General features: G+C 43.6%; 20 protein-coding genes. 9 read left to right on the top strand and 11 right to left on the bottom strand.

The window, feature by feature from the left end:
- Positions 1-2: 2 nt before the first annotated feature.
- From GRFL_RS00165 to GRFL_RS00180, 4 genes are read right to left on the bottom strand one after another with little or no spacing between them, the layout of a single operon-like run.
- Positions 3-827 (bottom strand): glycosyltransferase family 2 protein, encoded by an 825-nt coding sequence (locus GRFL_RS00165; RefSeq protein WP_158091627.1) that lies wholly within the window; start codon positions 825-827, stop codon positions 3-5.
- The gene (locus GRFL_RS00170; RefSeq protein WP_158091628.1) at positions 820-1884 is read right to left on the bottom strand and encodes a glycosyltransferase; all 1065 of its coding nucleotides are present in this window, start codon (positions 1882-1884) and stop codon (positions 820-822) included. Before GRFL_RS00170 ends, GRFL_RS00165 begins: the two co-directional genes overlap by 8 nt.
- Entirely contained in the window at positions 1878-2951 is a 1074-nt protein-coding gene (locus tag GRFL_RS00175) for a glycosyltransferase (RefSeq protein ID WP_083642425.1), read from the bottom strand. The genes GRFL_RS00170 and GRFL_RS00175 overlap by 7 nt, the downstream gene beginning before the upstream one ends.
- Complete coding sequence (locus GRFL_RS00180; protein ID WP_083642426.1) at positions 2948-4384, bottom strand: glycosyltransferase; 1437 nt, start codon at positions 4382-4384, stop codon at positions 2948-2950. Before GRFL_RS00180 ends, GRFL_RS00175 begins: the two co-directional genes overlap by 4 nt.
- 189 nt (positions 4385-4573) lie before the next feature.
- On the opposite strand from GRFL_RS00180, the gene GRFL_RS00185 reads away from it, so the two are divergent.
- Together GRFL_RS00185 and GRFL_RS00190 are read left to right on the top strand one after the other, a co-directional pair.
- Complete coding sequence (locus GRFL_RS00185; protein WP_083642428.1) at positions 4574-5623, top strand: helix-turn-helix transcriptional regulator; 1050 nt, start codon at positions 4574-4576, stop codon at positions 5621-5623.
- A gap of 118 nt (positions 5624-5741) precedes the next feature.
- Positions 5742-7529, top strand: a complete 1788-nt coding sequence (locus GRFL_RS00190) for an alpha-amylase family glycosyl hydrolase (RefSeq protein ID WP_083642430.1) — start codon at positions 5742-5744, stop codon at positions 7527-7529.
- Here the strand turns inward: GRFL_RS00190 and GRFL_RS00195 are convergent, their stop codons facing one another.
- Entirely contained in the window at positions 7530-7805 is a 276-nt protein-coding gene (locus GRFL_RS00195) for a hypothetical protein (RefSeq protein WP_083642431.1), read from the bottom strand.
- 195 nt (positions 7806-8000) lie between these two features.
- On the opposite strand from GRFL_RS00195, the gene GRFL_RS00200 reads away from it, so the two are divergent.
- The gene (locus GRFL_RS00200) at positions 8001-9017 is read left to right on the top strand and encodes an LLM class flavin-dependent oxidoreductase (RefSeq protein WP_083642432.1); all 1017 of its coding nucleotides are present in this window, start codon (positions 8001-8003) and stop codon (positions 9015-9017) included.
- A gap of 10 nt (positions 9018-9027) precedes the next feature.
- Here the strand turns inward: GRFL_RS00200 and GRFL_RS00205 are convergent, their stop codons facing one another.
- On the bottom strand, positions 9028-9741 hold the full coding sequence (locus tag GRFL_RS00205; RefSeq protein WP_236995843.1) for an arylesterase: 714 nt from the start codon (positions 9739-9741) through the stop codon (positions 9028-9030).
- Between the two features lie 30 nt (positions 9742-9771).
- Between GRFL_RS00205 and GRFL_RS00210 the strand changes: the two genes are divergently transcribed.
- The 5 genes from GRFL_RS00210 (at position 9772) to GRFL_RS00230 (ending at position 17021) form a co-directional block, all read left to right on the top strand.
- Complete coding sequence (locus tag GRFL_RS00210; protein ID WP_083642434.1) at positions 9772-10452, top strand: ABC transporter ATP-binding protein; 681 nt, start codon at positions 9772-9774, stop codon at positions 10450-10452.
- Positions 10452-12995, top strand: coding sequence for an ABC transporter permease (locus GRFL_RS00215; RefSeq protein WP_236995844.1), 2544 nt, complete (start codon positions 10452-10454; stop codon positions 12993-12995). Before GRFL_RS00210 ends, GRFL_RS00215 begins: the two co-directional genes overlap by 1 nt.
- 113 nt (positions 12996-13108) lie before the next feature.
- Positions 13109-14140, top strand: a complete 1032-nt coding sequence (locus tag GRFL_RS00220; protein WP_083642436.1) for an AraC family transcriptional regulator — start codon at positions 13109-13111, stop codon at positions 14138-14140.
- A 58-nt stretch (positions 14141-14198) separates the two neighbouring features.
- Positions 14199-16352: a M3 family metallopeptidase gene (locus tag GRFL_RS00225; protein ID WP_083645892.1), complete on the top strand. Its 2154-nt coding sequence runs from the start codon at positions 14199-14201 to the stop codon at positions 16350-16352.
- Complete coding sequence (locus GRFL_RS00230; RefSeq protein WP_083642439.1) at positions 16353-17021, top strand: response regulator transcription factor; 669 nt, start codon at positions 16353-16355, stop codon at positions 17019-17021.
- A gap of 25 nt (positions 17022-17046) precedes the next feature.
- Here the strand turns inward: GRFL_RS00230 and GRFL_RS00235 are convergent, their stop codons facing one another.
- On the bottom strand, positions 17047-17646 hold the full coding sequence (locus GRFL_RS00235; protein ID WP_083642441.1) for a hypothetical protein: 600 nt from the start codon (positions 17644-17646) through the stop codon (positions 17047-17049).
- Between the two features lie 80 nt (positions 17647-17726).
- Here GRFL_RS00235 and GRFL_RS00240 point away from each other — a divergent pair, with 80 nt between their 5' ends.
- On the top strand, positions 17727-18311 hold the full coding sequence (locus GRFL_RS00240; protein WP_236995845.1) for a pseudouridine synthase: 585 nt from the start codon (positions 17727-17729) through the stop codon (positions 18309-18311).
- Here the strand turns inward: GRFL_RS00240 and ggt are convergent, their stop codons facing one another.
- The 4 genes from ggt to GRFL_RS00260 form a co-directional block, all read right to left on the bottom strand.
- Positions 18312-20024, bottom strand: a complete 1713-nt coding sequence (gene ggt, locus GRFL_RS00245) for a gamma-glutamyltransferase (protein WP_083642443.1) — start codon at positions 20022-20024, stop codon at positions 18312-18314.
- 16 nt (positions 20025-20040) lie between these two features.
- Positions 20041-20592, bottom strand: a complete 552-nt coding sequence (locus GRFL_RS00250; protein ID WP_158091629.1) for a biliverdin-producing heme oxygenase — start codon at positions 20590-20592, stop codon at positions 20041-20043.
- On the bottom strand, positions 20582-21139 hold the full coding sequence (locus GRFL_RS00255; protein ID WP_083642446.1) for a response regulator: 558 nt from the start codon (positions 21137-21139) through the stop codon (positions 20582-20584). Before GRFL_RS00255 ends, GRFL_RS00250 begins: the two co-directional genes overlap by 11 nt.
- Positions 21140-21202: 63 nt before the next feature.
- Positions 21203-23416: an ATP-binding protein gene (locus tag GRFL_RS00260; RefSeq protein WP_083642448.1), complete on the bottom strand. Its 2214-nt coding sequence runs from the start codon at positions 23414-23416 to the stop codon at positions 21203-21205.
- Between the last annotated feature and the right edge of the window lie 2 nt (positions 23417-23418).

The raw sequence follows: 23418 nt of genomic DNA on the forward strand, positions 1-23418 counted from the left end.
AATTAATATGGTTTTTTCGTTAGGCAATCAGCAATTTCTTCTGAAGAAGGAAATTTTAAGATACTGATTTTATTTTCTTTCATCGTGATATACCCCATTTTCTGAAATTCCTTCAACCATATTTCCATAGGGAAGAATCCCCAGCGCTGATGAAAAATCTCCGCATTCTGGCAAATAGCTTCTAAGTGATTCAAAGGTGGTTCGTATTTTGGATGATACTGGTGATAGACCTTCGCCGGACTTCTGAAAAATGGAATTTCTGCTTTTCGAAGTTTCTGAGCGAAATCAGTATCCTCGGCTCCGTAACCGGTGTATGCCTCCTCAAAACCACCTAACGAACGAAACTGCTCCTTCCCAATCAGGAAACATAACGACCAGAAGGAATTGTAATCGGCTACCGGCTGCCGATCAGAAATTGGAGGCTTTGCCGGATGGGCTACCGCCTGCTCTTCCAATGCATCCATGTCAAAATCTGCTGGAAGGTAATAGGGCGTTCCGCTTAAAATGCTGTTTTCCGAATAATCTTCCAGCATTCGCTCAAAAAAGTCGGGTGCGGGAAGGCAATCTACGTCCAGAAAAAACAACTTCTCAAAACTGGCATATTTTGCTCCAAAATTACGGGCAGCTGCAAGCGGCATTTTACCAGAGGTTCCTGTAATCCGGAAATTTCGAAGCGCAATTCCGGTTTCCAAAATCTCTGGAAGATCATCCATGTAAATAACCAGTACTTCAGAAGGTTTAACAGAGCTTTTGTGCAACTGTTCCAGTACATTCCGAAGCTGTTCCCGTCTTTCTGATACAATAATGATCAGGCTGAAATCAGGCATAAGCATCTGCTGGTTTTTTCATTTCCGATATGTTTTCAAAAAGCTTTAAAGGGTCGTATTCATATTTTTCCAGCCACGCCCTGAATCGCTCCATCGATGAGTTTTGAACTAACTCATCACCGGAAAAATGCCGATCTAAAAGTTCCTTGTCGTTCATTTCCAGGATCTCGTCAATATCGAGCACATGATTCTGTCGCTTCAGATTCTGAAAGGTAATATGCTGTTCCTGGAAAGGCCGCTTCTCCGGAATGCAGATAAACGGCTTCCCTGATGCCAAAATCTCCCCGATGCTATTGAGTCCGCAGGAAGCGACGACCACATCGGCTTTTTCGATATAAGCCTGCACATTATCTACAAACCCCGGAAAATGGATCTTCGGAAAACGTTCAGGAATGTTCATTTCAAAATCTCCAATGGCGGTAATTTTCGCGGTGGAAAAACGCTGCTGAATTTTATCCAGGGTTTTCTGAATATTCTCAGAACCACCCTTCCCAATGGCCACCAGGATATTTGACAATTGTGAGGGTTTCACGGTCGTTTCAAACTGAAACCGACTTTGGAATCCCAGATAGATCGTTTTTTCCCGTACCCATTTTGGTGTGTCTTCCGGTTCAAATTCTTCGGGATAATAAGCCAGTAAAAAAACAGCACCCTGGAAAGCCTGAATATGAGCGGGATCGTTGCGATTCCCGGGAAGGCGAACATAAGCATACGGAATAGAAGAAACCCGGGCCAACGCTGCAACTTCCACGCTTACATCCACAATCAGCAGTTGTACATGAGAATTGATCAAACCTGTTAGCAGCTTTAAACTTCGGTTTTTGATCGATTCCTGGTTGACCGGTGAATAATGTAAATATTCCGGTGCAGGTATTTTCCCGGCGGGAATTCCGGTTCCATCGGGATCTTCCGTGGGAAGTTTTACGATGGGAACGCCCGGTTGAAAATAATAAGGGCAACTTGTAAAAACCTTGAATTTTCCTTTGAAATACTCGCTCATCAAAGCGGCAAAACGGCTATGACCGCAACCCTGTGAATGAGAATAATAGGCTAACATAGTTCTTTTTTTGGTTGGATACTTCTTTCGTACAAACTTGTAAATGCGCGCACCATCTGGATGTTTCCGCAGAAATTCAGCGCTCTTTCCCGGCAGGCAACTCGTGAAATTTCGGTACAGGCATGCAGTGCCTTCGCCATACTGTTTACATCGGCCTCCGGCAACAGGATGCCACATTCTTCTGTGAGGATTTCTGGTGCAGCGCCCTTGTCCCAGCTTATGACCGGCGTTCCTGCCGCCAGTGACTCCGCGATTGCCAGTCCGTAAGGTTCTTCCCAGACACTCGTGAATAAGAAAGCTCGGGCATCATTCAGCAAAATATTGAGTTCCTGTTGATCTACATGTCCGATAAAATGAACGATTTCCGGGTATTTTTCCAGGTGCGGCCGAATCATTTCCTCGAAATACTCATTCCCCTCGCCGGGTCCGGCCAGGACAATAGGCAATTGAGCCAAAATCGCTGCTTCTATGGCAAGGTGTGGCGCTTTTTCCTTGCAAAATCTTCCGTACCAGATACAGTATTTACCACTATTGCCTGGTGAAAACTGCCATTTTTCAATATCGATTCCATTATAGACCACTTTTGGCTTCGGAATATATGCGGAATAATAATTTGACAGGTTTTCGCTCACGGCGGTGAATTGCTGATTTAGGTTTGCTCTAACACAATGGAGCGCCAGCTTAATCTCAGGAAAGGCTGGTGTATGCAGCGAGGTAATAAAGGGCGTTTGCAATTCATTTCCCAAAATGATCGGAAGATGATGAAGGGAATGATTGTGAACCAAGTCGAATTTCAGATCATCAATTTCCCGGAAGATTCTGGCGTATGCCACTTCTGCAAGCCTTTCTTCCAGATCTCCTTCGATCTGCAGTTGTTCCGGAGAAAATCCGGCATAAGACTCCAGACTCCTTAAATTCTGACAATCTGATCCTTCCCTGGCAAAAACGGTAATGTCATGTCCTTCATTTTCCAATTCTTTAACCAGATGATGAGTGATCATCTCCAGTCCGCCGGCATAAGGTTCCCTTAACGGAAAACGAAAATGTGCAATAATCCCAATCTTCATGATTTCAATAGTTTGAGCGTGAGACTTTTTGAGGGCGTCATTTGTTCATTGAGATAAAGGGCCGCATTCAGCAATAAAATTGAATAGATCAAAAAGCTGAAGGCCAGGATAGTATGACTGGTTAAAAATTGCGAAATGCTGAACAGCAGTAATAGGGCCGGCAGTAAGAAGAATGACCAGTCTAGTAGTTGTTTTCGTTGAAATTTATTGGTGCGAACAAAGGGTTTTTGCGCTCCAAATAAGGCTTTCCACCAACAGAAAGCGCCTTCCAACAAAAAGGAAATGTGAACCATAAAGGCCCTGCCATTTTTGAAAATGGAATGAAACAACAGGAATTTCCCGATCAGAAAAACCCCCATATTCAGGCTGATCAATGCAGAAACTTCGGCAGTAAGATCGGCATCATCGAAAAAAAAGCCAGTCAGGACGAGCAAAGTGGAAAGAATGGGAATTCCGAGGAAATTAATCCAAGCCGTGAGTTGCAGCAAACAATCCAGGCGATCTTTCAGCTTCAATGATCTGCACGCAAGGAGTTCCCGTAAAGACTGAATATTTCCAAACATCCAGCGAACGCGCTGTTTCCGAATATCTTCCGTATTGGTAGGCATAAGACCAAAACCAATCTGCTCATTCACGAACAAGGTTTGAAAACCGGCTTCTCGAAAAGCGATTCCCAGGCTGGCATCTTCAGTAATGCTCTGGGATTTCCAGCCGCCAAGTTTTTCCAGGGCAGACCGTTGCATTAAAGTTAGCGTTCCAGTGGCAAGCGCATTCCCGTCAGAATTACTTCCGGAAGAAAAGACTTCAAAATAATGTGCATATTCTTCATTCAAGGCCTGGTTCCATCCGGAAACATTCCGGTAGGCCTGCGGAAATTGAACAAGTTGTGCTTTATTGAGAATTGCCTGGTTCACGGCCTTGCGAATGGCTTTCCGGGAAACACAATAATCGGCATCTAGAACAAAAATATAATCGGCTTCTTCGGAAGTAATTTTCAGAGCTTCATTTAAAGCACCGGCCTTAAAACCGCCTAATTGGTCAAAATGCTGAAACCGGATGTTGCTGAAGCGCTCACAATAATCGGAAACCGGTTTCCAGGTATGCGTTTTTCGGGTATTATTGTCAATGACGATGATTTCAAAATTGGGATAATCATTTTGCTGAATGCATTTTAGCGTCTGGATCACCAGAGAAGGCGGCTCATTATAACAGGGCACATGTACCGAAACATTTGGTGACCCGCTATTTTTTCCTTTCCTGCTTTGACGGCCGATCCTGGAACGCAGTCTGAACTGGCCCAAAAGATGAAAGATGATCGCCAGAAGGTTCATCAGAAGCAGAATTTTTAGGGTTTTAGGGCTAATCAGCGTTAGAACGATCAATCCCAAAAATCCCAATAATACACCCGCGTTATTTTTCAATAATTCTCGCATCAATAGCCTCAATTTTTCAGCAAATTGCTCAATTAAAATGCGAATCGGTGCTGTATTAAATAGCCCATTAACGCAATCCGTACTTTTAATAAAAGTTTAACCAGATACGAGGAGTTTCAGGAATGAAAAATTTAAGTTTTATAGTAATTTTAATTTTTTTTGCAAAAATTCTTAAAAACATCACAATTTATGCAGCATTACTATCTCGAACTCAAGGAGGTTGACGATTTTATACCCGCTCTTGCCGAACATTTTGGCATTGGGTATAAGAACGAGTTGGGGGAATATGCGCTGCACGTACCCAAAGATTTGGGTAAAGGAAAATTAAATTGCATCAATTTCCCCAATGGCATTGGATTGTATTGGTTTGATTGTACGTTTTTAAGGGATACGAAAATCCAGATTTTTCATCCCAATGTGACTCCGCTTCGGCTGATCTATTGTGTGAACGGAGAACTTTCATCACATTTCAACAACCAGGCAGAAACCTTTAGTATTAAAGGTCACGAACACCTGATTGCTGCTCCGCGGGCAGACGAAGTGCACAGTCTTATTTTCAACGCCAATACAAAAGTAGACATTTGTTATCTCGAGATCGACAGGAAGAAATTCAAGCACTATCTTTCTTTCGATATTGAAGAACTGGAGCCCATTTATTACAAGATCTTTAGTGACATACAGGCTACCAATCAGGTTTGCGACAAGGGCAGCTATGGTTTCCGCACTTTTGATGTCATTAAACAGATCAAGAATTGCGAAGAAATTAAATTTCCAAGGATTAATTTTATGGGGGCCAAATCGCTCGAGATCCTTTCTTACATGCTCACTCGTTTTAGCAAAAATCAGGATCAGGAACAATACAAATACCTGAAACGCAAAGATCTTAAAGCCATTGAAAACGCAGTAGAATACATTGGCAACAACCTGTCCACGGTTGGAACGGTTGATGAAATTGCGAAGGAAGTAAACCTGAACGTGAACAAACTCCAGGAAGGTTTCCAGGCGATCTATGGGCAAACCGTCAATTCGTATATCCGCGATGTGCGGTTAACGAAAGCTTTGAATCTACTGAGCACAGGAGAAAAAAATGTTTCGGAAGTCGTTTACGAGCTGGGGCTCAGCAGCCGAAGTTACTTCTCCAAGATCTTCAAAAAGAAATACGGAATATCCCCCAGCAGGATCATTTCCAACCAGGCAAATTATGTAGAGCATATCGAAAATAAGACCGATAAAGTCTAATATTGCTACAATTTCTGAAACCGGCAGGCGCCGGTTTTTTTGTTTAGTTAATTATCTCACAAATAAAATCTTAGCATTTCTTCAGCAGCTACTTTTAAATAAAAAAACTGTAATTGCTATGGAAAAGGAACTCGTGAAAACGGTGGCGCCTTCCGCAGGGATGGGCGCGATTCTGGAAGAAGGTCAAACCACTTTTCGTGTATGGGCACCGAACGCCAACGCGGTCGCCGTGGTGGGTGATTTTAATGGCTGGAAAGCTGACCAGTTAATCCTGGAAAATGAAGGTAACGGTTATTGGAGCGGAATTACTTCGAAAGCTAATGAAGGAGATCAATACAAATACCTCATCCAAAATGGGGAACGTTCCTTTTATAAAAATGATCCGTATGCTTTTGAAGTGACCAACAGTGACGGAAATTCTATCATTCGCACCCTGAATTTTGACTGGGAAAACGATGCGTTTCAGCTGCCATCATGGAATCAGCTAGTAATCTATGAGCTGCATGTAGGAACTTTCTACCGGCCCGATCCTGGAAAAGTAGGAACATTTGATGATGTCATTTCCAAATTACCATATCTCCAGAAACTTGGAATAAATTGCATCGAATTATTGCCGGTAGCCGAATTTGCCGGCGGGATTTCCTGGGGTTACAATCCCGCTCACCCCTTTGCAGTCGAACAGGATTATGGCGGTCCAGACGGGTTGTTCCGACTCATAAAGGCGGCACACCATCATGGAATTGGAGTGATAATGGACGTGGTATATAACCATTTTGGACCATCTGACGTAGACCTTTGGCAGTTTGATGGATGGAGCGAAAATGATAAAGGCGGGATCTATTTTTATAACGACCATCGCAGCGATACGCCCTGGGGAAATACCCGCCCTGACTACGGGAGGCCGGAAGTTCGCCAGTATTTACGCGATAACGCCCTGATGTGGATTGAAAAATATCATTGTGATGGCCTGCGGATGGATGCTACCTCCTACATTCGTTACGAAGGTGGCGGTTTGGGCCTGGATTCAGAAATTCTGGAAGGGATGATCCTGATGCGCGACATCAATAATGAACTACATCAAAAATACCCAAATGTGATCACCATTGCTGAAGACCTGAAAAGCCAGAGTATCGTTACCAATCCTATAGATAAAGGCGGAATTGGTTACGGCACACAATGGGACATGAATTTTGTGCATCCGGTTCGGGAAGTACTCACGAATGTGAATGATCAGGATCGTGACCTGCAAAAGATTATTGATGCTTTATGTTATCGATATGAAAATGATGCCTACAGCCGGGTCATCTATACCGAGTCTCACGATGAAGTAGCCAATGGAAAAGCCCGAGTCCCGGAAGAAATTCAACCCGGCGATGCGGAAAGTGTCTTTGCTAAAAAACGAGCAATTTTAGGAATAGTTCTTTGCCTCACTGCGCCGGGGATACCCATGTTATTCCAGGGCCAGGAATTCCTGGAGGACGAATATTTCAAAGATACTGAAGGATTGGACTGGCAAAAATACGAGCGTTTAAAAGGGATTGAACGTATGGTGACCGATCTGATCAACTTCAGGAAAGGAGCAGTTCCTGGATTGGAGGCACTATCAGGCCAGCATGTAGAAATTTTGCATACAGATCATGAAAATAAAGTTTTGGCTTATAAACGTTATAATGAGGAACACCAGTCGGTTTTAATCATTCTGAATTTCAGCTCTCAGGATCTTCAAAATTACGAATTGCAGCTGCAGGAAGACAACTGGCAATTGAGATTCAACAGTACCTGGAAAGGATATGATGACAGTTTAAGCGACCTGGAGGTTGCGGCTATGGAAATCGAACAATTAGAAAATAAACTGGAGGGAAAACTCGACATTCCAGCTTACGGAGCGCTCATTTTTAGTCGGTAGTTAATAAACTTTTTTGGTGCTTTTTCGGTAATTCTTGATGCTGTAATCGCCACTGAGTTTTCTGTGCCTGGAGGAATACACCCGAAAGTTCCCTGAATTTTTTTTGATAATTTCCAGCAATTCATCGCTGGTATGACCACGAAGATACTTTTTACCGGATTCCTGAATGAACCAGCCATCCTGCACGATTAGGTGATCATGAGGGGAAAAAATATTTCCATAAATAGATACCTGATCGAGAATACTTATCGCTTCGGGTAGGCTTAACTCTTTCATGATATCTTATTCAAATTCAATGAAATATAAACATTTCAGCAAGGCGATGATGTTAAAATTTAAGTTTTCTTTAGCATTATTTTGTGCTTTTCAATAACCACGCATGCTGCGACTTGCAGCAGATATAGATTATTACAATTCCCAATTTCGAGATCGCATGGCATTTAGCCTTATTTTTGTCCTTCAGAAAAAAATATGCAGCAGAAAGTAGATTTTTCCGTTTTGGAACTGGCAGTAGTAGGTGAAGGGATTTCCCTGCAAAAAGTTTTTCAGAATAGTCTGGAATTGGCAAATCTCGCCGAAAGTCTTGGGTATACCCGCTTCTGGTTGGCCGAACATCATAATATGAAAAGTATTGCCAGCTCGGCCACAGCTATATTGATTGATTATATCGCTAACGGAACCAAAAGTATTCGCGTGGGATCGGGTGGAATCATGTTGCCTAACCATTCGCCGCTTATCGTAGCTGAACAATTCGGGACGCTGGGCGCACTTTATCCGGGAAGAATTGACCTTGGCCTAGGAAGAGCTCCTGGGACCGATCAAATCACCGCGCAGGCGATTCGATCAGATCGCATGAATTCAGTTTATCAATTTCCGCACGAAATAGAGGAAATCCGGAGGTATTTTACCAATACCAGGGAAACCACGAAAGTCCGGGCAACGGTAGCTGAAGGTGTGGAAATGCCTTTTTACATTCTGGGTTCGAGTACCGATAGTGCACACCTTGCCGCTGCTAAAGGCCTGCCGTATGTGTTCGCCAGTCATTTTGCACCAAATCAGCTTTTTCAGGCTCTTGAGATCTACCGGTCAGAATTTCAGCCTTCGGAATATCTTTCGGAACCTTATACGATCGCGGGGATTAACGTCATTGTTGCTGATACGGATGCAGAGGCAGAAAGACTCTCTACCAGTTCTCTGCGCATGATTCTAGGAGTTCTTTCTCAAAATCCTGATTACCTGCAGGAACCGGAAGATTTTAATGAAGATTACGCTTATCTGAAGATGCAGCCCGCAGTTCAGCAAATGATGAAATACGCCTTCTTCGGAAGTCCGGCTAGCGTGCGTGACAAAACCGAAGCTTTCCTGAAGGATACCGGTGTTAATGAACTGATAGTAACTTCTCACATTTATCATCAGGAAGACCGCCTGAAATCCTATCGCCTTTTTGCTGAAATTATGAAAGAAATCAATGCGGTTCCTGCATCCTAGTTTGCTATTCTTATTCTGAAATGACCTCACGAAGAATTTCCCACACATTTCGGGCGACAATTTTCTGTCCTTCCGCGGTGGGATGAATGCCATCACCCTGGTTTAGGTCAGGTTTTCCGGCTACGTCTTCTAACAAAAACGGAATGAGGTAAAGGTCATTTTTTTCTGCCAGGGAAGGATAAATCTCTTTAAATTCAGCAGTATATTCTCTGCCAATATTTGGAGGTAATTGCATCCCTGCAAGGATAATGTTGGTTTCAGGATCCTTTTGCCGAACCTTGTCAATGATCGACTGGAGATTTTTTCGGGTTTCGTCCAGCGGTACCCCCCGCAGACCATCGTTAGCGCCAAGTTCCAGTATGAAAATGGAAACCGGCTGTTTTAATATCCAATCCAAGCGGCCGAGCCCGCCAGCTGTGGTTTCGCCACTTAAACCTGCGTTGATGACCTTATAATCGAGGTTCAAAGAATCTAATTTCTGCTGTATCAAAGCCGGGAAAGCTTCGTCTGAATCCAATCCGTAACCGGCGGTGAGGCTATTCCCGTAGAAAAGTATGTTTTTTACTGAATCCTTTACTGCTGCTGAATTTTCCCAAGACTGGATCTTTTCCGAAGATGGTTCCGTAGCTTTTTGTGTTTCATTTTTACAGGAATTACAAAAAACTAGAAAAGCGAAAAGGAATGTGAATCGAAACGTCCGGAAACTGGTCATAATTGAAATCATTTTTATAATTTGTGGTATCACGAAATTGCTATGTCAAATATATTAAACGTTCAAAACCTACAGAAGGTTTATTCTGGAGGTAACAGGGAGTTAACAATTTTACACGATCTCACATTTGAGGTCAAAAAAGGCGAAGTTTTTAGTATTGTTGGACCTTCCGGAAGCGGAAAAACCACGCTGCTAGGCCTGTGTGCCGGGCTGGATGAGGCTAGCTCCGGAAAGGTAGAACTTTGCGGTGAAGAGTTAACCCGGTTAACAGAGGACGAGCGAGCCCGCCTTCGGAACAGGAAAACAGGATTTGTTTTCCAGGATTTCCAGCTTTTACCCACACTAACAGCTATTGAAAATGTAGCTATACCACTGGAACTGCAGGCAGAAAAAGCTGCTTTTGAAAGATCGAAGATGCTATTGGAAAAGGTGGGCCTCGGCGACCGCATCCACCACTACCCTTCTCAGCTTTCTGGCGGGGAGCAACAACGTGTGGCGCTGGCCCGGGCTTTTGTGAACGAACCCGAAATACTTTTTGCCGACGAACCTACTGGAAATCTGGACGAAGAAACCGGGGAAAAGATCATTCAACTGCTTTTTGAACTCAATAAAGAACACGGCACTACGCTGGTGATCGTTACGCACGATATGGAACTCGCCAAATTGTCTAATCGGGTACTTCGTCTCAAAGGCGGCCGAATCCTGGAAAGTGAAATTTCATAATGGCTGAAAATTTCAATCATACTGCAGGATTTTCATGGTTGTGGAAAATGGCATGGCGAGATGCCCGCGCAAGCTTCGGGAAATTAGGCCTTTTTATGGCATTCATTGTTCTGGGCATTGCCGCGGTAGTTTCGATACATAGCTTTGGCGAAAACCTGAAAGATAATATTGCGTTGCAATCTAAATCACTGATGGGTGCCGATTATATTATTGATAGCGATCAGCCCATTACCGAAAAAGTTTCGCACATCATCGATTCTCTTGGCGGCGCCGATGCCAGTGAGACCAGTTTCTCGTCGATGATCCTTTTTCCATCGAACGGAAAAACCAAATTGATGGATCTCCGCGGAATTTCAGGAGGCTTTCCTTTTTACGGGAAGATCGAGACCACTCAAAACGATCCGGTAGATTTTCAGCAACAAAATGCGGCCTTGGTCGATGCCACGACGATGTTACAGTTTGGCCTCAAACCTGGCGACAGCATCAAATTTGGAAACGTGACCCTGCCTATTCTGGGCAGGTTAAAATCTATTCCCGGTAGTTCTTCCATATTCTCTTCTATCGCTCCTCCCGTTCTCGTTCCGGAATACGCGGTAAAAAGTTCCGGACTCATTCAAACCGGAAGTCGCATAGATTACAATTATTACTTTCAGGCCAGGGCCGGGCAGGATATGAAGGAGCTCGATGAAAAGCTGGACCCGGTGCTCGATATTGAAAATGCCGATATTGATACCCATACTGCCACCAGTGAACGGCTGGGGCGTCGTTATGAAAACTTCGGGAAATTCCTGAATCTGGTTGCTTTTATCGCCTTATTGATGGGTTGTATTGGGATCGCCAGCTCCATTCATCTTTATATCAAATCGAAATTAAGATCGGTTGCAGTACTCAAGTGTCTTGGGGTAAGCCGTAAACAAAGTTTCTTGATTTTCCTGATCCAGATCGCGCTTATCGGTTTACTTGGCGGAGTTGCCGGAACAACATTAGGTGTCCTGTTACAACAATTGTTTCCAGCAATTATCGGGAATCTTCTACCTTTTGAGGTCGAGATAACCCTGGTTCCCGAAGCCATCCTCATGGGTATTTCATTAGGCTTTTTTCTATCACTGCTTTTTGCCCTGCAAAGTCTGGTGGGAACGCTGTATGTTTCGCCATTGGAAGCGCTGCGCGTCATCAACGATCGTAAAAACGCTTCACTAAGGGCAAGACTTGCGATACTTCTGGCGATTTTTGTCTTTATCTATCTTTTTTCCTATTTCTTACTTGGGGATTGGAAATTTGCCGGTTACTTTGTGCTGAGTCTCCTGGTCATATTCGGGATTTTGACCGGAACTTCCCAATTATTTATCGTTTCAGTAAAAAGATTTTTTCCGAAGAAAGCTTCCTTCATCGCACGTCAGAGCTTATTGAATCTGTTTAGACCTAATAACCAAACGCTGATGCTCGTTCTCAGTATTGGTCTGGGCACATTCCTGATCAGCACCCTGTATTTTAGCCGCGGAATTTTACTGAAAGAAGCCTCGCTGGATGCACAGGCCAACAGCCCGAATCTCATCCTGTTAGATGTTCAAACCGAACAAGCCAAAAATGTATCTGAAACGATCACTGCTGAAGGTCTTCCGGTGCTGGATGAAATCCCGATCGTTACCATGCGGGTTGCCGAACTCAATGGCAAAACTACGCAGGAGCTAAAAAATGATTCTACTTCCACCATCAACCGCTGGATCCTGAATCACGAATTTCGAACCACCTTCAGGGATTCGATCATTGCGTCCGAAGAAATTGTAGAAGGCCGGTGGATCTCCAGTTTTGACGGTGAGGGCACGATACCGGTTTCGGCCAGTGAAGATTTTGCGAAAGATGCAGAAGTTTCTTTAGGCGATACGGTTATATTCAACGTTCAGGGCGTGCTGATGCCTACCAGGATCAGTAGTTTGCGGAAAGTGGACTGGGGCCGTGTGCAGCTTAATTTTTCACTGGTATTTCCTGCCGGTGCCCTGGAACAGGCCCCGCAATTCAAGGTTTTCACCACCAAAGCAGCCAACGAATCACAGTCAGCAAGCTTACAGCAACAAATCGTCAAAAATTTCCCAAATATTTCTATACTTGATTTAAGGCAAATTTTATCCCTGGTAGAAGATATCCTGGGGAAAATAGCCTGGCTCGTTAATTTCATGGCTTTTTTCTGTATTGCCACCGGAATTATTGTGTTGATTGGGGCAGTTCGTACCAGTAAATATCAGCGCATTAAGGAAAGTGTGCTATTACGAACACTGGGCGCTCAAAGTGGCCAGATCTTAAAGATCGTCTCGCTGGAATACATCTATTTGGGCCTGCTAGGAAGTTTGGCCGGGATTCTGCTGGCCTTGGTAGCCGGGTTTTTAATGGCTTACTTTTTATTCCAATCAGTATTTATTCCTTCGCTGATCCCCTTCGTGGTAATCGTTCCGGCAATCTGCGCACTGGTCTGGCTCATAGGCATTTTCAATAGTCTGGAAGTCATTAAAAGTCCACCATTGCAGGTTCTCAGGAAACAGAATTAAGCTTCAAATTTTTCTGAAAATGAGGCATTTAGTAAAGTTTTAACTGAAACTATAAGGAATAATGGGCTTTTCAGCCTTATTTTAGATACGAATCAACAAATCTTTACTTTTACATGAATGTCTATCGTTTAGAATTGAATGATGTGGACGATTTTGTGCCGGAATTAGCAGAACAACTTGAAATAGGATATCAAAACGAACTCGGAGAATTTAGTCTTCAGATCCCCGCCAGTTTAGGAAACGGGCACGTCTACGGGATCAATTTTCCAAACGGAATAGGCCTGTATACTTATAAATGCAGCTTTAAGGAAAAAACACAATTCCGGATTTGCCATCCGGTCGTTAAACCCTTGCGCATACTCTACCTATTGTCTGGCGAATTAACCAGCCAGTTCCACAATTCCGAACATGTACAAAAACTGAAACACCATCAGCATTTGATTGCAGCACCGCTGGACCAGGAAACCCATATCATCAATTTTCCGGCGAATACCGAGGTCAATTTGACCTATCTGGAGGTGGACCGACTCAAATTTCAGCAATACCTTTCTTTTGATCTGCATGAACTCGAACCGGTTTATTACCGAATATTCAATGATGTAAAAGCCGAACGACGCATTTGCCAGGTAGGAAAATTCAATATGCAAACTTCCGAAGTATTGAAAAAGATCAAAAGTTCCGAACTGGAAGGTTTTCCACGAGTGACCTATCTGGGCGGGAAAACCTTGGAAATTTTGAGCTACATGTTGTACCGGTTCAAGAAGGAAGATCACGAATTTTTCAGTAATAATATCCGCGAAAAAGACCTCGAAGCCATTGAAAAAGCTGCAAAACATATTGAAGAGAACATTGCAATGGCTGCCACCGTGCACGACGTGGCTAAGGTTGCGGGTGTAAACACCAACAAGTTGCAAACCGGTTTTCAGGCCCTCTACGGGAAAACGGTCAATGAATACATTCGCGATGTCCGACTTTCGAAAGCCCTCAATATGCTGTCTTCAGGAAGAAAGAATGTAAGCGAGGTCGTTTACGAACTTGGGCTGTCCAGTCGAAGTTATTTTTCCAAGATCTTTAAAGAAAAGTATGGCATTTCGCCCCGCAAGCTGCTGAATGGAGCACAGATCCAGGAAATTCCTTCGGATTAAGATCTATTTTAAGTTTGGATTTGTTCGTATATTCCATGCAAAATCCAAAGAAATTACAATGAATACAATTTTCCGGCACATTGGCGTGATCAGCCTGGCTGTTCTGGCAGGATGCGCTAAAACCCCCGAAACAAATTCTGAAAATATCGCTATGAATAATGCTTTGCTGGCTGAATGGGAAGGCCCTTATGGAGGTGTCCCCGCTTTTGATAAAATGACTGTAGACCTGGTAAAACCAGCACTTCAGAAAGGAATGGAGCTTAAACTTGCTGAAATTGACCGTATCACGGGTAATGCGGAAGAACCAACTTTTGAAAATACCATTGAACCTCTGGAGCTATCTGGAAAAGAGCTTGAACGTGCTTTTGTGTATTATGGCATCTTCAGCAGCAATGTTTCCAATCCCGAATTTCGCGAAGTTCAAAAAGAAATGGCTCCACAAATTTCGGAATTCAATTCTAAGATCAGCCAGAATGAAGCGCTTTTCCAAAGAATCAAAAAGGTCTACGAAAAATCGAAAAAAAACCCGCTGTCTCCCGAAAAGCAGCGTGTGATAGACCTGATCTATGAAGATTTCGCCATGGAGGGAGCCAATCTGAACGAGTCCGATAAGCAGCGTTATGCTACAATCAATAAAGAGCTTTCCAGTTTGTATACCCAGTTTTCTAACAATGTGCTGGCAGACGAGGAAAATTATGTTTTGTATCTGGACGAAGGTCAGCTCTCCGGACTTCCGGAATCCTATGTGAAGTCGGCTGCTAAAGCTGCCGCAGATCGCGGAAAAGGTGGGCAGTATGCGGTGACCAATACCCGATCTTCCATGGATCCTTTTCTAACATATTCTGATAATCGCCAATTACGGGAAAAGGTTTGGAGAAACTATTATTCTCGCGGGGATAACGGGGATGAATACGATAACAACCAGATCATTTCAGATATTTTAAAATTGCGTGATGAGCGTGTGGACTTGCTCGGTTATGACAATTATGCCGAGTGGCGTTTACAAAATCGAATGGCGAAAACTCCGGAAAGCGCCATGAATCTTATGATGCAGGTATGGCCGGCTGCGCTTGCAAGGGTTAAAGAGGAAGTGAGCGATATGCAGCAAATTGCCGATGAAGAAAACCCCGGCATTACGATCAAACCATGGGATTACCGATACTACGCTGAAAAAGTTCGTAAAGCCAAATATGACCTGGACAGTGAGGAAGTCAAACAATACCTCGAACTGGGAAATTTAACCCAGGCACTCTTTTTTACAGCGGGAGAACTCTTCAATTTTGAATTCACACCGGTAAAGGAAAATACAGTTCCGGTTTTTCATGAAGATGTGAAAGTTTGGGAAGTTACTAACAAGGATACTGGTAAACTTGTAGGTTTATGGTATTTAGATCCCTATGCCCGAACCGGAAAAAGATCTGGAGCCTGGGCTACAACCTATCGCGGTTTCAATCAACTCGAAGGCGGCGAGCCGGTACTTGCCAGCAATAATTCTAACTTTATCAAACCTGCTCCCGGCGAGCCGGTATTGGTGTCATGGGATGATGCGGAAACTTTCTTCCACGAATTTGGCCATGCCCTTCATTTCCTTTCTTCGAACGTAGCCTATCCTACTTTGAACGGAGGCGTTCGTGATTATACTGAATTCCAATCGCAGCTACTGGAGAGATGGCTATCTACAGATCAAGTGATCAATAAATATTTGAGACACTACAAAACAAATGATGTCATTCCAAACGAGCTCGTCCAGAAGATCAAGAAAGCTGCAACCTTCAACCAGGGATTTGCGACTACTGAATTCCTGGCTTCCGCAATTATGGACATGAAATATCATACTACAGATCCCGACCAGATCGATCCGGATAAATTTGAAAAAGAGACCCTGCAAGAATTGAATATGCCCGAGGAGATCGTGATGCGCCACCGTACTCCACATTTTGGCCATGTTTTTTCCGGTGAAGGATATGCAGCAGGCTATTATGGATATTTATGGGCTGATGTGTTGACGTCAGACGCGGCGGAAGCTTTCGCGGAAGCACCTGATGGATTCTATGACAAAGAAACTGCGCGAAAACTGGTAAAATACCTGTTTGCTCCGCGTAACTCCATGGATCCTGCTGAAGCTTACAGAAAATTTCGTGGGCGGGATGCGAAGATCGATGCGCTGATGAGAGATCGCGGTTTTCCAGTACCACAAGATAGTTTACAATAAATGAACCCAGGAGGCACCTTTCAGCAAAAGCTGAAACAGCTCCAGGCATTTTCCCATTTGATACCGGGCATGATCATCATTCGCAGAATGGATGATTTTTGCCCGGTATTTATTTCAGAAAAAGGACTCAAATCGCTTGGCAAAGAGCTTACTGAAATTCAGGCAGAACCAGATAATTTTCAGAATGCCTATTTTCACAACGAAGACCTTTTCGATTATCGCGAGAAGTTGGCGGGCATACAAACTATGGCAGAAAATACTTCCAGTTTTAGCTTTTTTCAGCAGATCAAACTCGCGCAGGAAAACGAATGGATCTGGCACTCCTGCTCTGCGGAAATTTTCCATCTGGATGAACAGGGAAAATCTACTCATATTATCACCATTGCGAATCCCGTAAATCACCTGAAACATCTTCCGAATAAACTGAACAGGCTCGTTGCCGAAAACCTGTTCTTCAAACAAAATCTCGAAAAATTTCTTTTACTCGGCAAGAGAGAAAAAGAAGTCCTCAGGTTAGTAGCGCTCGGAAAAAGCTCAGCCGAAATCGCTGAAGAACTTTTTATTTCTTTTGATACGGTAAATACTCACCGAAAAAATATCAAAGAGAAACTGAAGATCACCAGCAATTACGGCTTCGCCCAGTATGCCCAGGCTTTTGACCTATACTGATAAAAAAGTTTTTATTTACTGGTTCTTAGAAAGCGATGCCCGCTCCAAAACCTACCAGAATGCCTTTTGTAAACACGCCGGGAATACTTTCATATTGAGTTTCTGAAGAACCATCAGCGAAACGTACATCGATCGCATGATCTTTTTCCAGTTTATTAAAAGCATAGCCCAGTTCCGGCTTGAAATAATATTTATTTCCAAATTTGTTACCCACTTTAAAATTCAGAGAATGATTGGATTCATCCAGGTAACCGGTTCCCTTTAGGTATTCTCCGTTGGCGTTCGGCTTCTCAGCACGAATATTATCACCTTCACCTTTTCCTTTAAGGTATCCATAGCTTAAGTTACTATAAAGTCCGTCGCCAGGTTTGAAAAAATAATAATTGAATCCGCCTTGCAGATACGTGATCGTTCCCCTTCTTTGTGTAAAGATCGATTCCGGGATAGGATAAACCGAAACTTCCACGTTAGGTGCCAGTTTTCCTTTTAAATAAGGTGTCACATATTCCGCATTCAGACCCAGCCCGTTTGGATAACCGGCTTTTAAACCGATCCTCGATGGTAATTCCTGTGCAGAAAGGCTCATAGTAATAAAAAGTGCAAGAATTGTATAAATGTTTTTCATCTTCAAATTAAAATTTAGTTGATTTGTTGCTTTAATCAAACGAAAGTATCGTAGGAATTGCAGTTGGGCAATACCTAAAAATGGTGAATTTCATGCATGCTCATTTCAAGATCTATAAACCATTTGGCTACCTGAGCCAGTTCATCACCAATCAGCAAAAACAGAAGAAAACAAAGATGCTGGGAGAACTTGGAGACTTCCCGGAAGGCACAATGGCGATTGGAAGACTGGATAAAGACAGTGAAGGCCTGCTCCTCCTCACTACGAATGGTAAACTGAGCAAGCTTATCACGGCCGGTAAGATCGAAAAAGAATATGTGGCGCAAGTTGATGGAGAAATCACCAGCGAGGCTATTGACAATCTTCAAAAGGGCGTGGAGATCAGCATCAATGGGAAGAAATATTTAACTGCAAACTGCAAGTGCAGCCTCTTGGATTCCGCACCCGGTTTTCCGGAGAGAGGACGGGCTATCCGCAGTGAACGTCATGGCCCCACCAGCTGGATATCTATTACGCTAACAGAAGGAAAATTCCGCCAGGTGCGAAAAATGACTGCTGCTGTTGGTTTTCCTACCTTGCGCCTGGTTCGTGTGAGAATTGGAAACGAAAAACTGGACAATATGCAGCCGGGAGAAGTTCAGCAAAAACTACTTTTTGATATTTGATCAATAACCCACAGCACGACCATTAGGGCTACGAGAATCTGCTGCGCCCTGTAATTCTTCATTTTCAGTATCTATATAAATTCCCATCGCACGACCCTGCGAAGAACGAGTTTTCACCTCGTGTCCCATCGCTTCATATAATTCCATAGTATCAGGCGAAAAACCCCAGCTCTCAAAATAAGTAACATCAGGGAGCCACTGGTGGTGAAACCTGGGAGATTCTATAGCCTTGGCGATATCCAGTTCAAAATCGATCATATTCACGATCACTTGCAGCACGGTATTAATGATGGTGCGCCCTCCCGGCGAACCAATTACGATCACCGGTTGGCCATCTTTGGCAACAATTGTAGGACTCATACTCGATAGCATGCGTTTTTCAGGAGCGATCAGGTTTGGTTTCGTACCAATCAAACCTTTGGAATTGGTATAACCGGGAATTGGATTAAAATCACCCATTTCATTATTTAGCAGAAATCCCGCTCCTTCCACCACGATCTTCGATCCGTAAGATTGTTCCAGCGTATAAGTTAACGAAACCGCATTGCCTTCTTGATCTACTACGGATAGATGGGTGGTTTCCGGACTTTCATAGGCAAGATGCTCTTTATTAAAATTGGCCGAATCGCTGACGGAAGCTTTTTTCATTTCAATAGATTCCCGAAGTTTCCCGGCATAGTCTTTTGAGGTTAGTTTTTCCAAGGGCATTTCAGGATTGAAATTGGCATCTCCAAGGAATAACGCGCGATCGGCATAGGCGCGTCGCATCGCTTCCGTTAACAGGTGCAGGCTTTGAGCTGAATTCTGGCCATACTTTTTCAACGGAAAACCTTCCAGGATATTCAACATTTCGATCACTGCCACGCCCCCGGAACTTGGAGGTGGCATTCCTACAATTTCGTAGTTGCGATAACTGCCGGTTACCGGTGCCAATTCTTCCGCACGGTATTTCTTAAGATCTTTCCGGGTTATGATCCCGTCATTTTCCTTCATGAACTGATGCAGCAATTTTGCCGTTTTCCCAGAATAAAACCCCTCAGCGCCCTGGTCCCTGATTCGCCGGAGAGTCCCTGCCAGTTCAGGTTGTTTAAGAACATCACCGGGATCAAAAGGCTGAGAATCAAACTTCAGAAAAATGGCTGCAGTAGATGGATATTTTTGCCGATTTTCATAAACCCAATCCGAAAAATCTGCCAGGTCCTCTCCTATTTCAAAACCATTTTCAGCAAGATCGATCGCAGGTTGCACTAATTGCTCCCAGGATAAATTTCCTTGTTTTTGATGCGCCTGGTAGAGTCCTGCAACCGTTCCCGGAACGCCTACCGCCAGGATCCCGTCGTGGTTGGATTGATCTTTAATATGGTTATTTTCGTCCAGGTACATTTCCGGAGTGGCCTTTAGCGGCGCCTTTTCTCGAAAATTAAAGGTGGTTTTCTCCCCATCTGCACCATAATACAACAGAAAGCCACCACCTCCAATATTTCCTGCGGAAGGCAGCGTCACCGATAAGGCAAAAGCAGTAGCAACGGCAGCATCGACCGCATTTCCACCTTTTTTCAGAATATCTTTCCCAACTTCCGAAGCAAGATAATGACTGCTCACCACCATTCCGTTTTTTCCTTTTACGGGAATCCTTCCGCTCTGCGCCTGGAGATTTGAAAATAAAAAGAAACAGCAAAGCAGTGCCACAAAGGCATTTCGAAAATTGATCATTTTTGAATGTTTATTTTTAGTAAACCGGAACTTCGGTTTTATAAGCTATCGAAAAGATTTGAAAGGTTTCGATCGCTTTTTGCTGGGCCATTTGCACTTCTTCTTCTGTAAAGGAAGCGTTTTTCAGAGTTTTCGTAAAGTTGTTCCAGTTCTTCACACCTTCGCGATCTTCACTATAAAACTGCTGACCTGGCAAATCTTTTAAGGACTCGCAATTCTTCATTTCACGGCCAATGATAAAGCCACCCATCGCTGATCCCAGGATCACGTAGGCAGCACCCATAGCTTCGGCCTTATTGAAAATCTCAAACCGAATATGCCCGCAGGTAACCGGTTCAAGATTCAGACTTTTCAGATCTTCTTCGATCAACTGCGTTTTGGAGGGACTGTAAATATCCAGTATTTTGAAAAGCTGATCTTCCACCACGCTGTACGCCACATGATTCTGAAGCATCAGCAATTTGTATTCTTCAAGAGAAATGGAATGATCGGTAATTTTATTGGCCAGGTTTTCTTTTTCCAGCTCCCGGTGGAGCCTTTCAGTAGCCTCGCGCAGGCTATTCAACATTATCATTCAGTTTAAACTGAGACATTGCAGATTTGATCCTTTCAATATTCCGCAACTGCTCATCGTTATCAGAATCGATCTTTTCAAGATATTCGTAGATCTGGTTTACAGTAATCTTATTCTGGCGAATGCGTTCCCGTAATTCTTCCTGGGAAACCATATTCAGCATGACCTTTTTCAATAAAGGTTCCAGTTTTTCGCCCAGATTATTGATGTGCTTTTTCAGAATATAGCCGGAAGCACCACTAAGGATCGTATTCGCGGCCAGTTCTTCATCGTTGATGGTACCGGTAATAAAAATAAACCCCAGCTCGGGATCGTATTCTTTGACGAGTTCCAGGACATCCAGGCCGGTGCAGGTTGGAAGATTATAATCTGAAAGAACGACATCTGGCACAAAATTTACCAGGCGATCACGCACCTCAACCAGATTGTCAACCACCTCAAGGGTTGGTTTCTCAACGATCTTATTGATTTGGCGTTCAATCAATACCGCATCTGCCTCGTTATCTTCAACCAATAAGATTCTTAAAGAAGTTCTAATCATTAAGCGTAAGTTCCTAGGCTTACGAAAATATCACTTTCCGCTTTAGCTTGCAATTAAGAAATGTTAAACGTAAAAATAAAATGTAGAGCCTTCCCCGGGTTTGCTTTCAGCCCAAATTTCCCCATCATGCTTTTCAACGATTTTTTTAGCGATCGCAAGCCCAATACCCGATCCGGTATAATCGTCGCCCGATCTACGGGAAAAAAGGTCGAAAATGTCTTCGCTGAATTTAGGATCGAAACCTATCCCATTATCTTTTACAAAATAGATGGTTTTGTTGTGATGAGCGGCGCTACCGATCTCAATTTTAGGGTTTTCCGATTTTTCGGAATATTTCAGGGCATTGGCCAGCAGGTTAGACCAAACCTGCCCCAGCATCCTTCTATCTCCAATGATCTTCGGAAGATTTTCCTCAATTTCGATACTGGTATGCGGATAATTATTCTTCACGTTGAATGACACCAGTATGTCCTGTACCATATGCGAACTGGAATTCACGCTTTTGTTGAGATCCTGGTTGGAAACACCGGCAAAAGAAAGAATATTGTCAATTAAATCCCGCATTTCTTCTGCTGAACTCAAGATAGTATCTACCGCCAGTTTTCCGTCCTTTTCGAGCTTACTGTAATAATCTTCTTTGAGGATATGCGCATAACCGTCAATTCCGCGAAGTGGTGCCTTCAGGTCATGAGATAATCCCTGGCTGAAAAGTTCCAGCTCATTATGAGCTTCCACCAGCTGATCGTTTAAATCGTTGATCTCCTTCTTCTGATTCTCTAAGATTACGTAACTCACGCTTTCTCTCAGCAATCGCGCAGCAGATAGATCGTAATCTTTCCAGGCTGCTGAAACACCGGTGAGTTCCTGCGTCCATTTTTCAAAAGATTTCCGCGGAGTGAGACGTTGTTTTTCTTCATCATAGGAGGCTTTATTTTGTGGATTCCCGCCCCAGTCCACTAACTGAACCACTTCTGGCCGGAACCAGATGAGAAAATCCTTATCGCTCTGTCCCAATCTCACGCTTAAAATCCCTGAACCACTGTCCTGAAAACGTTTTGCCGCGGGGTAAAACTGAATAAGATTTTTAGTGAAAAACAGGCTTTCAGACTTTTTGGCCAGGAATTCTTTGATAAGTGATTTCACCTGCTTCTTATCAGGTGTCTTTCCTACCAGTTTGATCTTACCTTTTAACATGATCGCACCACCGCAGCAGTCCATCACATCAGTGAACCTGGCCTCTCCTTCTGAAAGGCCTTTCCGGATACTTCCTGCAGAATGTACCTGTTTCAAAAGCTGCTCTCGGACGGCTGCCTGTTCATCGATCTGCTTCAGGAAAAGATTGGATTCCTTTAGCGATAATTCGTTAGAGAATATCTGTATCAGAAACTCGCAGGTTTGCCGCTGGTAATAATTGATAAAACGTGCTGAATAGTGATGGCAGGCCAGCAGCCCCCATAGTTTGCCGTTGCTGATGAGCGCGGCCGTAAGCGAGGCGCCCACCTTCATATTCTGTAAATATTCGATATGAATTGGAGAAACACCGCGTAATTTCGATTTTGAAAGGTCCAGAGGTTCCCCATTTATAGGAGAAAACTGCGGAGTGATTTCGACCGGCTGGTAATTTACATCTGAAATGATACGTACACGGTTCTTAAAAAAAAGCTCGCGTGCCTGCTTCGGAATATCGCTTGCGGGATAATGCAGCCCCAACCAGCTTTCCAGGTGTTCTTCCCGTTCTTCAGCAACAACCTGTCCATTCCATTCTTCATCGAATCGATAGACCATGACACGATCATAGCCGAAAATATTTTTCGTGATCCTGGCCACGTCCTCGCACAATTCCAGAGAAGTTTCCGAAGCATTGAGATTATTCAGAATTTTAGTGAGCTGGGCCTGAAAATTAAAAGAATTGGCCGATTTCCCCACCGGTTCAAAATCTACCACCAGGCTTTCCCCTGAAATATGCGGAATCGCCACGAACGAAGAATCATGAATACTGATTTCTCTTACTTCCAGCAATTCGTCTTCATCAACCAGATTTCGAAGAAACTGCCCATATTCTGAACCAACCAGCTCCTCGAGTTGTTTCCCAAGCAGCTCTGAATGAGAGATTCCGAAGATCTCGCCAGCATTTTTCCCAATCTGCGTGATCCTGAAAGTTTCCTTATCACTGGCTACCAGTACGCCGTGCGACTGGGTTTTCCCGATAATATGAATGGGTTCTTTCTCACAACTGGACAGATCAACTTCTTCAGGGTACTGGCTATTTTGAGACATTC

This window comes from Christiangramia flava JLT2011 (assembly GCF_001951155.1).
Lineage (GTDB): Bacteria > Bacteroidota > Bacteroidia > Flavobacteriales > Flavobacteriaceae > Christiangramia > Christiangramia flava.

What these genes read in the sequence shown, in the direction of transcription:
- GRFL_RS00195 (WP_083642431.1), bottom strand. Translation starts at nt 7,805, where the DNA reads ATGAAAGAGTTAAGCCTACCCGAAGCGATAAGTATTCTCGATCAGGTA.
- GRFL_RS00235 (WP_083642441.1), bottom strand. Translation starts at nt 17,646, where the DNA reads ATGAAAAACATTTATACAATTCTTGCACTTTTTATTACTATGAGCCTT.
- GRFL_RS00250 (WP_158091629.1), bottom strand. Translation starts at nt 20,592, where the DNA reads ATGTTGAATAGCCTGCGCGAGGCTACTGAAAGGCTCCACCGGGAGCTG.
- GRFL_RS00175 (WP_083642425.1), bottom strand. Translation starts at nt 2,951, where the DNA reads ATGAAGATTGGGATTATTGCACATTTTCGTTTTCCGTTAAGGGAACCT.
- GRFL_RS00170 (WP_158091628.1), bottom strand. Translation starts at nt 1,884, where the DNA reads ATGTTAGCCTATTATTCTCATTCACAGGGTTGCGGTCATAGCCGTTTT.
- GRFL_RS00225 (WP_083645892.1), top strand. Translation starts at nt 14,199, where the DNA reads ATGAATACAATTTTCCGGCACATTGGCGTGATCAGCCTGGCTGTTCTG.
- GRFL_RS00215 (WP_236995844.1), top strand. Translation starts at nt 10,452, where the DNA reads ATGGCTGAAAATTTCAATCATACTGCAGGATTTTCATGGTTGTGGAAA.
- GRFL_RS00230 (WP_083642439.1), top strand. Translation starts at nt 16,353, where the DNA reads ATGAACCCAGGAGGCACCTTTCAGCAAAAGCTGAAACAGCTCCAGGCA.
- GRFL_RS00185 (WP_083642428.1), top strand. Translation starts at nt 4,574, where the DNA reads ATGCAGCATTACTATCTCGAACTCAAGGAGGTTGACGATTTTATACCC.
- GRFL_RS00240 (WP_236995845.1), top strand. Translation starts at nt 17,727, where the DNA reads ATGGTGAATTTCATGCATGCTCATTTCAAGATCTATAAACCATTTGGC.
- GRFL_RS00220 (WP_083642436.1), top strand. Translation starts at nt 13,109, where the DNA reads ATGAATGTCTATCGTTTAGAATTGAATGATGTGGACGATTTTGTGCCG.
- GRFL_RS00255 (WP_083642446.1), bottom strand. Translation starts at nt 21,139, where the DNA reads ATGATTAGAACTTCTTTAAGAATCTTATTGGTTGAAGATAACGAGGCA.
- GRFL_RS00260 (WP_083642448.1), bottom strand. Translation starts at nt 23,416, where the DNA reads ATGTCTCAAAATAGCCAGTACCCTGAAGAAGTTGATCTGTCCAGTTGT.
- GRFL_RS00200 (WP_083642432.1), top strand. Translation starts at nt 8,001, where the DNA reads ATGCAGCAGAAAGTAGATTTTTCCGTTTTGGAACTGGCAGTAGTAGGT.
- GRFL_RS00210 (WP_083642434.1), top strand. Translation starts at nt 9,772, where the DNA reads ATGTCAAATATATTAAACGTTCAAAACCTACAGAAGGTTTATTCTGGA.
- GRFL_RS00205 (WP_236995843.1), bottom strand. Translation starts at nt 9,741, where the DNA reads ATGATTTCAATTATGACCAGTTTCCGGACGTTTCGATTCACATTCCTT.
- ggt (WP_083642443.1), bottom strand. Translation starts at nt 20,024, where the DNA reads ATGATCAATTTTCGAAATGCCTTTGTGGCACTGCTTTGCTGTTTCTTT.
- GRFL_RS00180 (WP_083642426.1), bottom strand. Translation starts at nt 4,384, where the DNA reads ATGCGAGAATTATTGAAAAATAACGCGGGTGTATTATTGGGATTTTTG.
- GRFL_RS00165 (WP_158091627.1), bottom strand. Translation starts at nt 827, where the DNA reads ATGCCTGATTTCAGCCTGATCATTATTGTATCAGAAAGACGGGAACAG.
- GRFL_RS00190 (WP_083642430.1), top strand. Translation starts at nt 5,742, where the DNA reads ATGGAAAAGGAACTCGTGAAAACGGTGGCGCCTTCCGCAGGGATGGGC.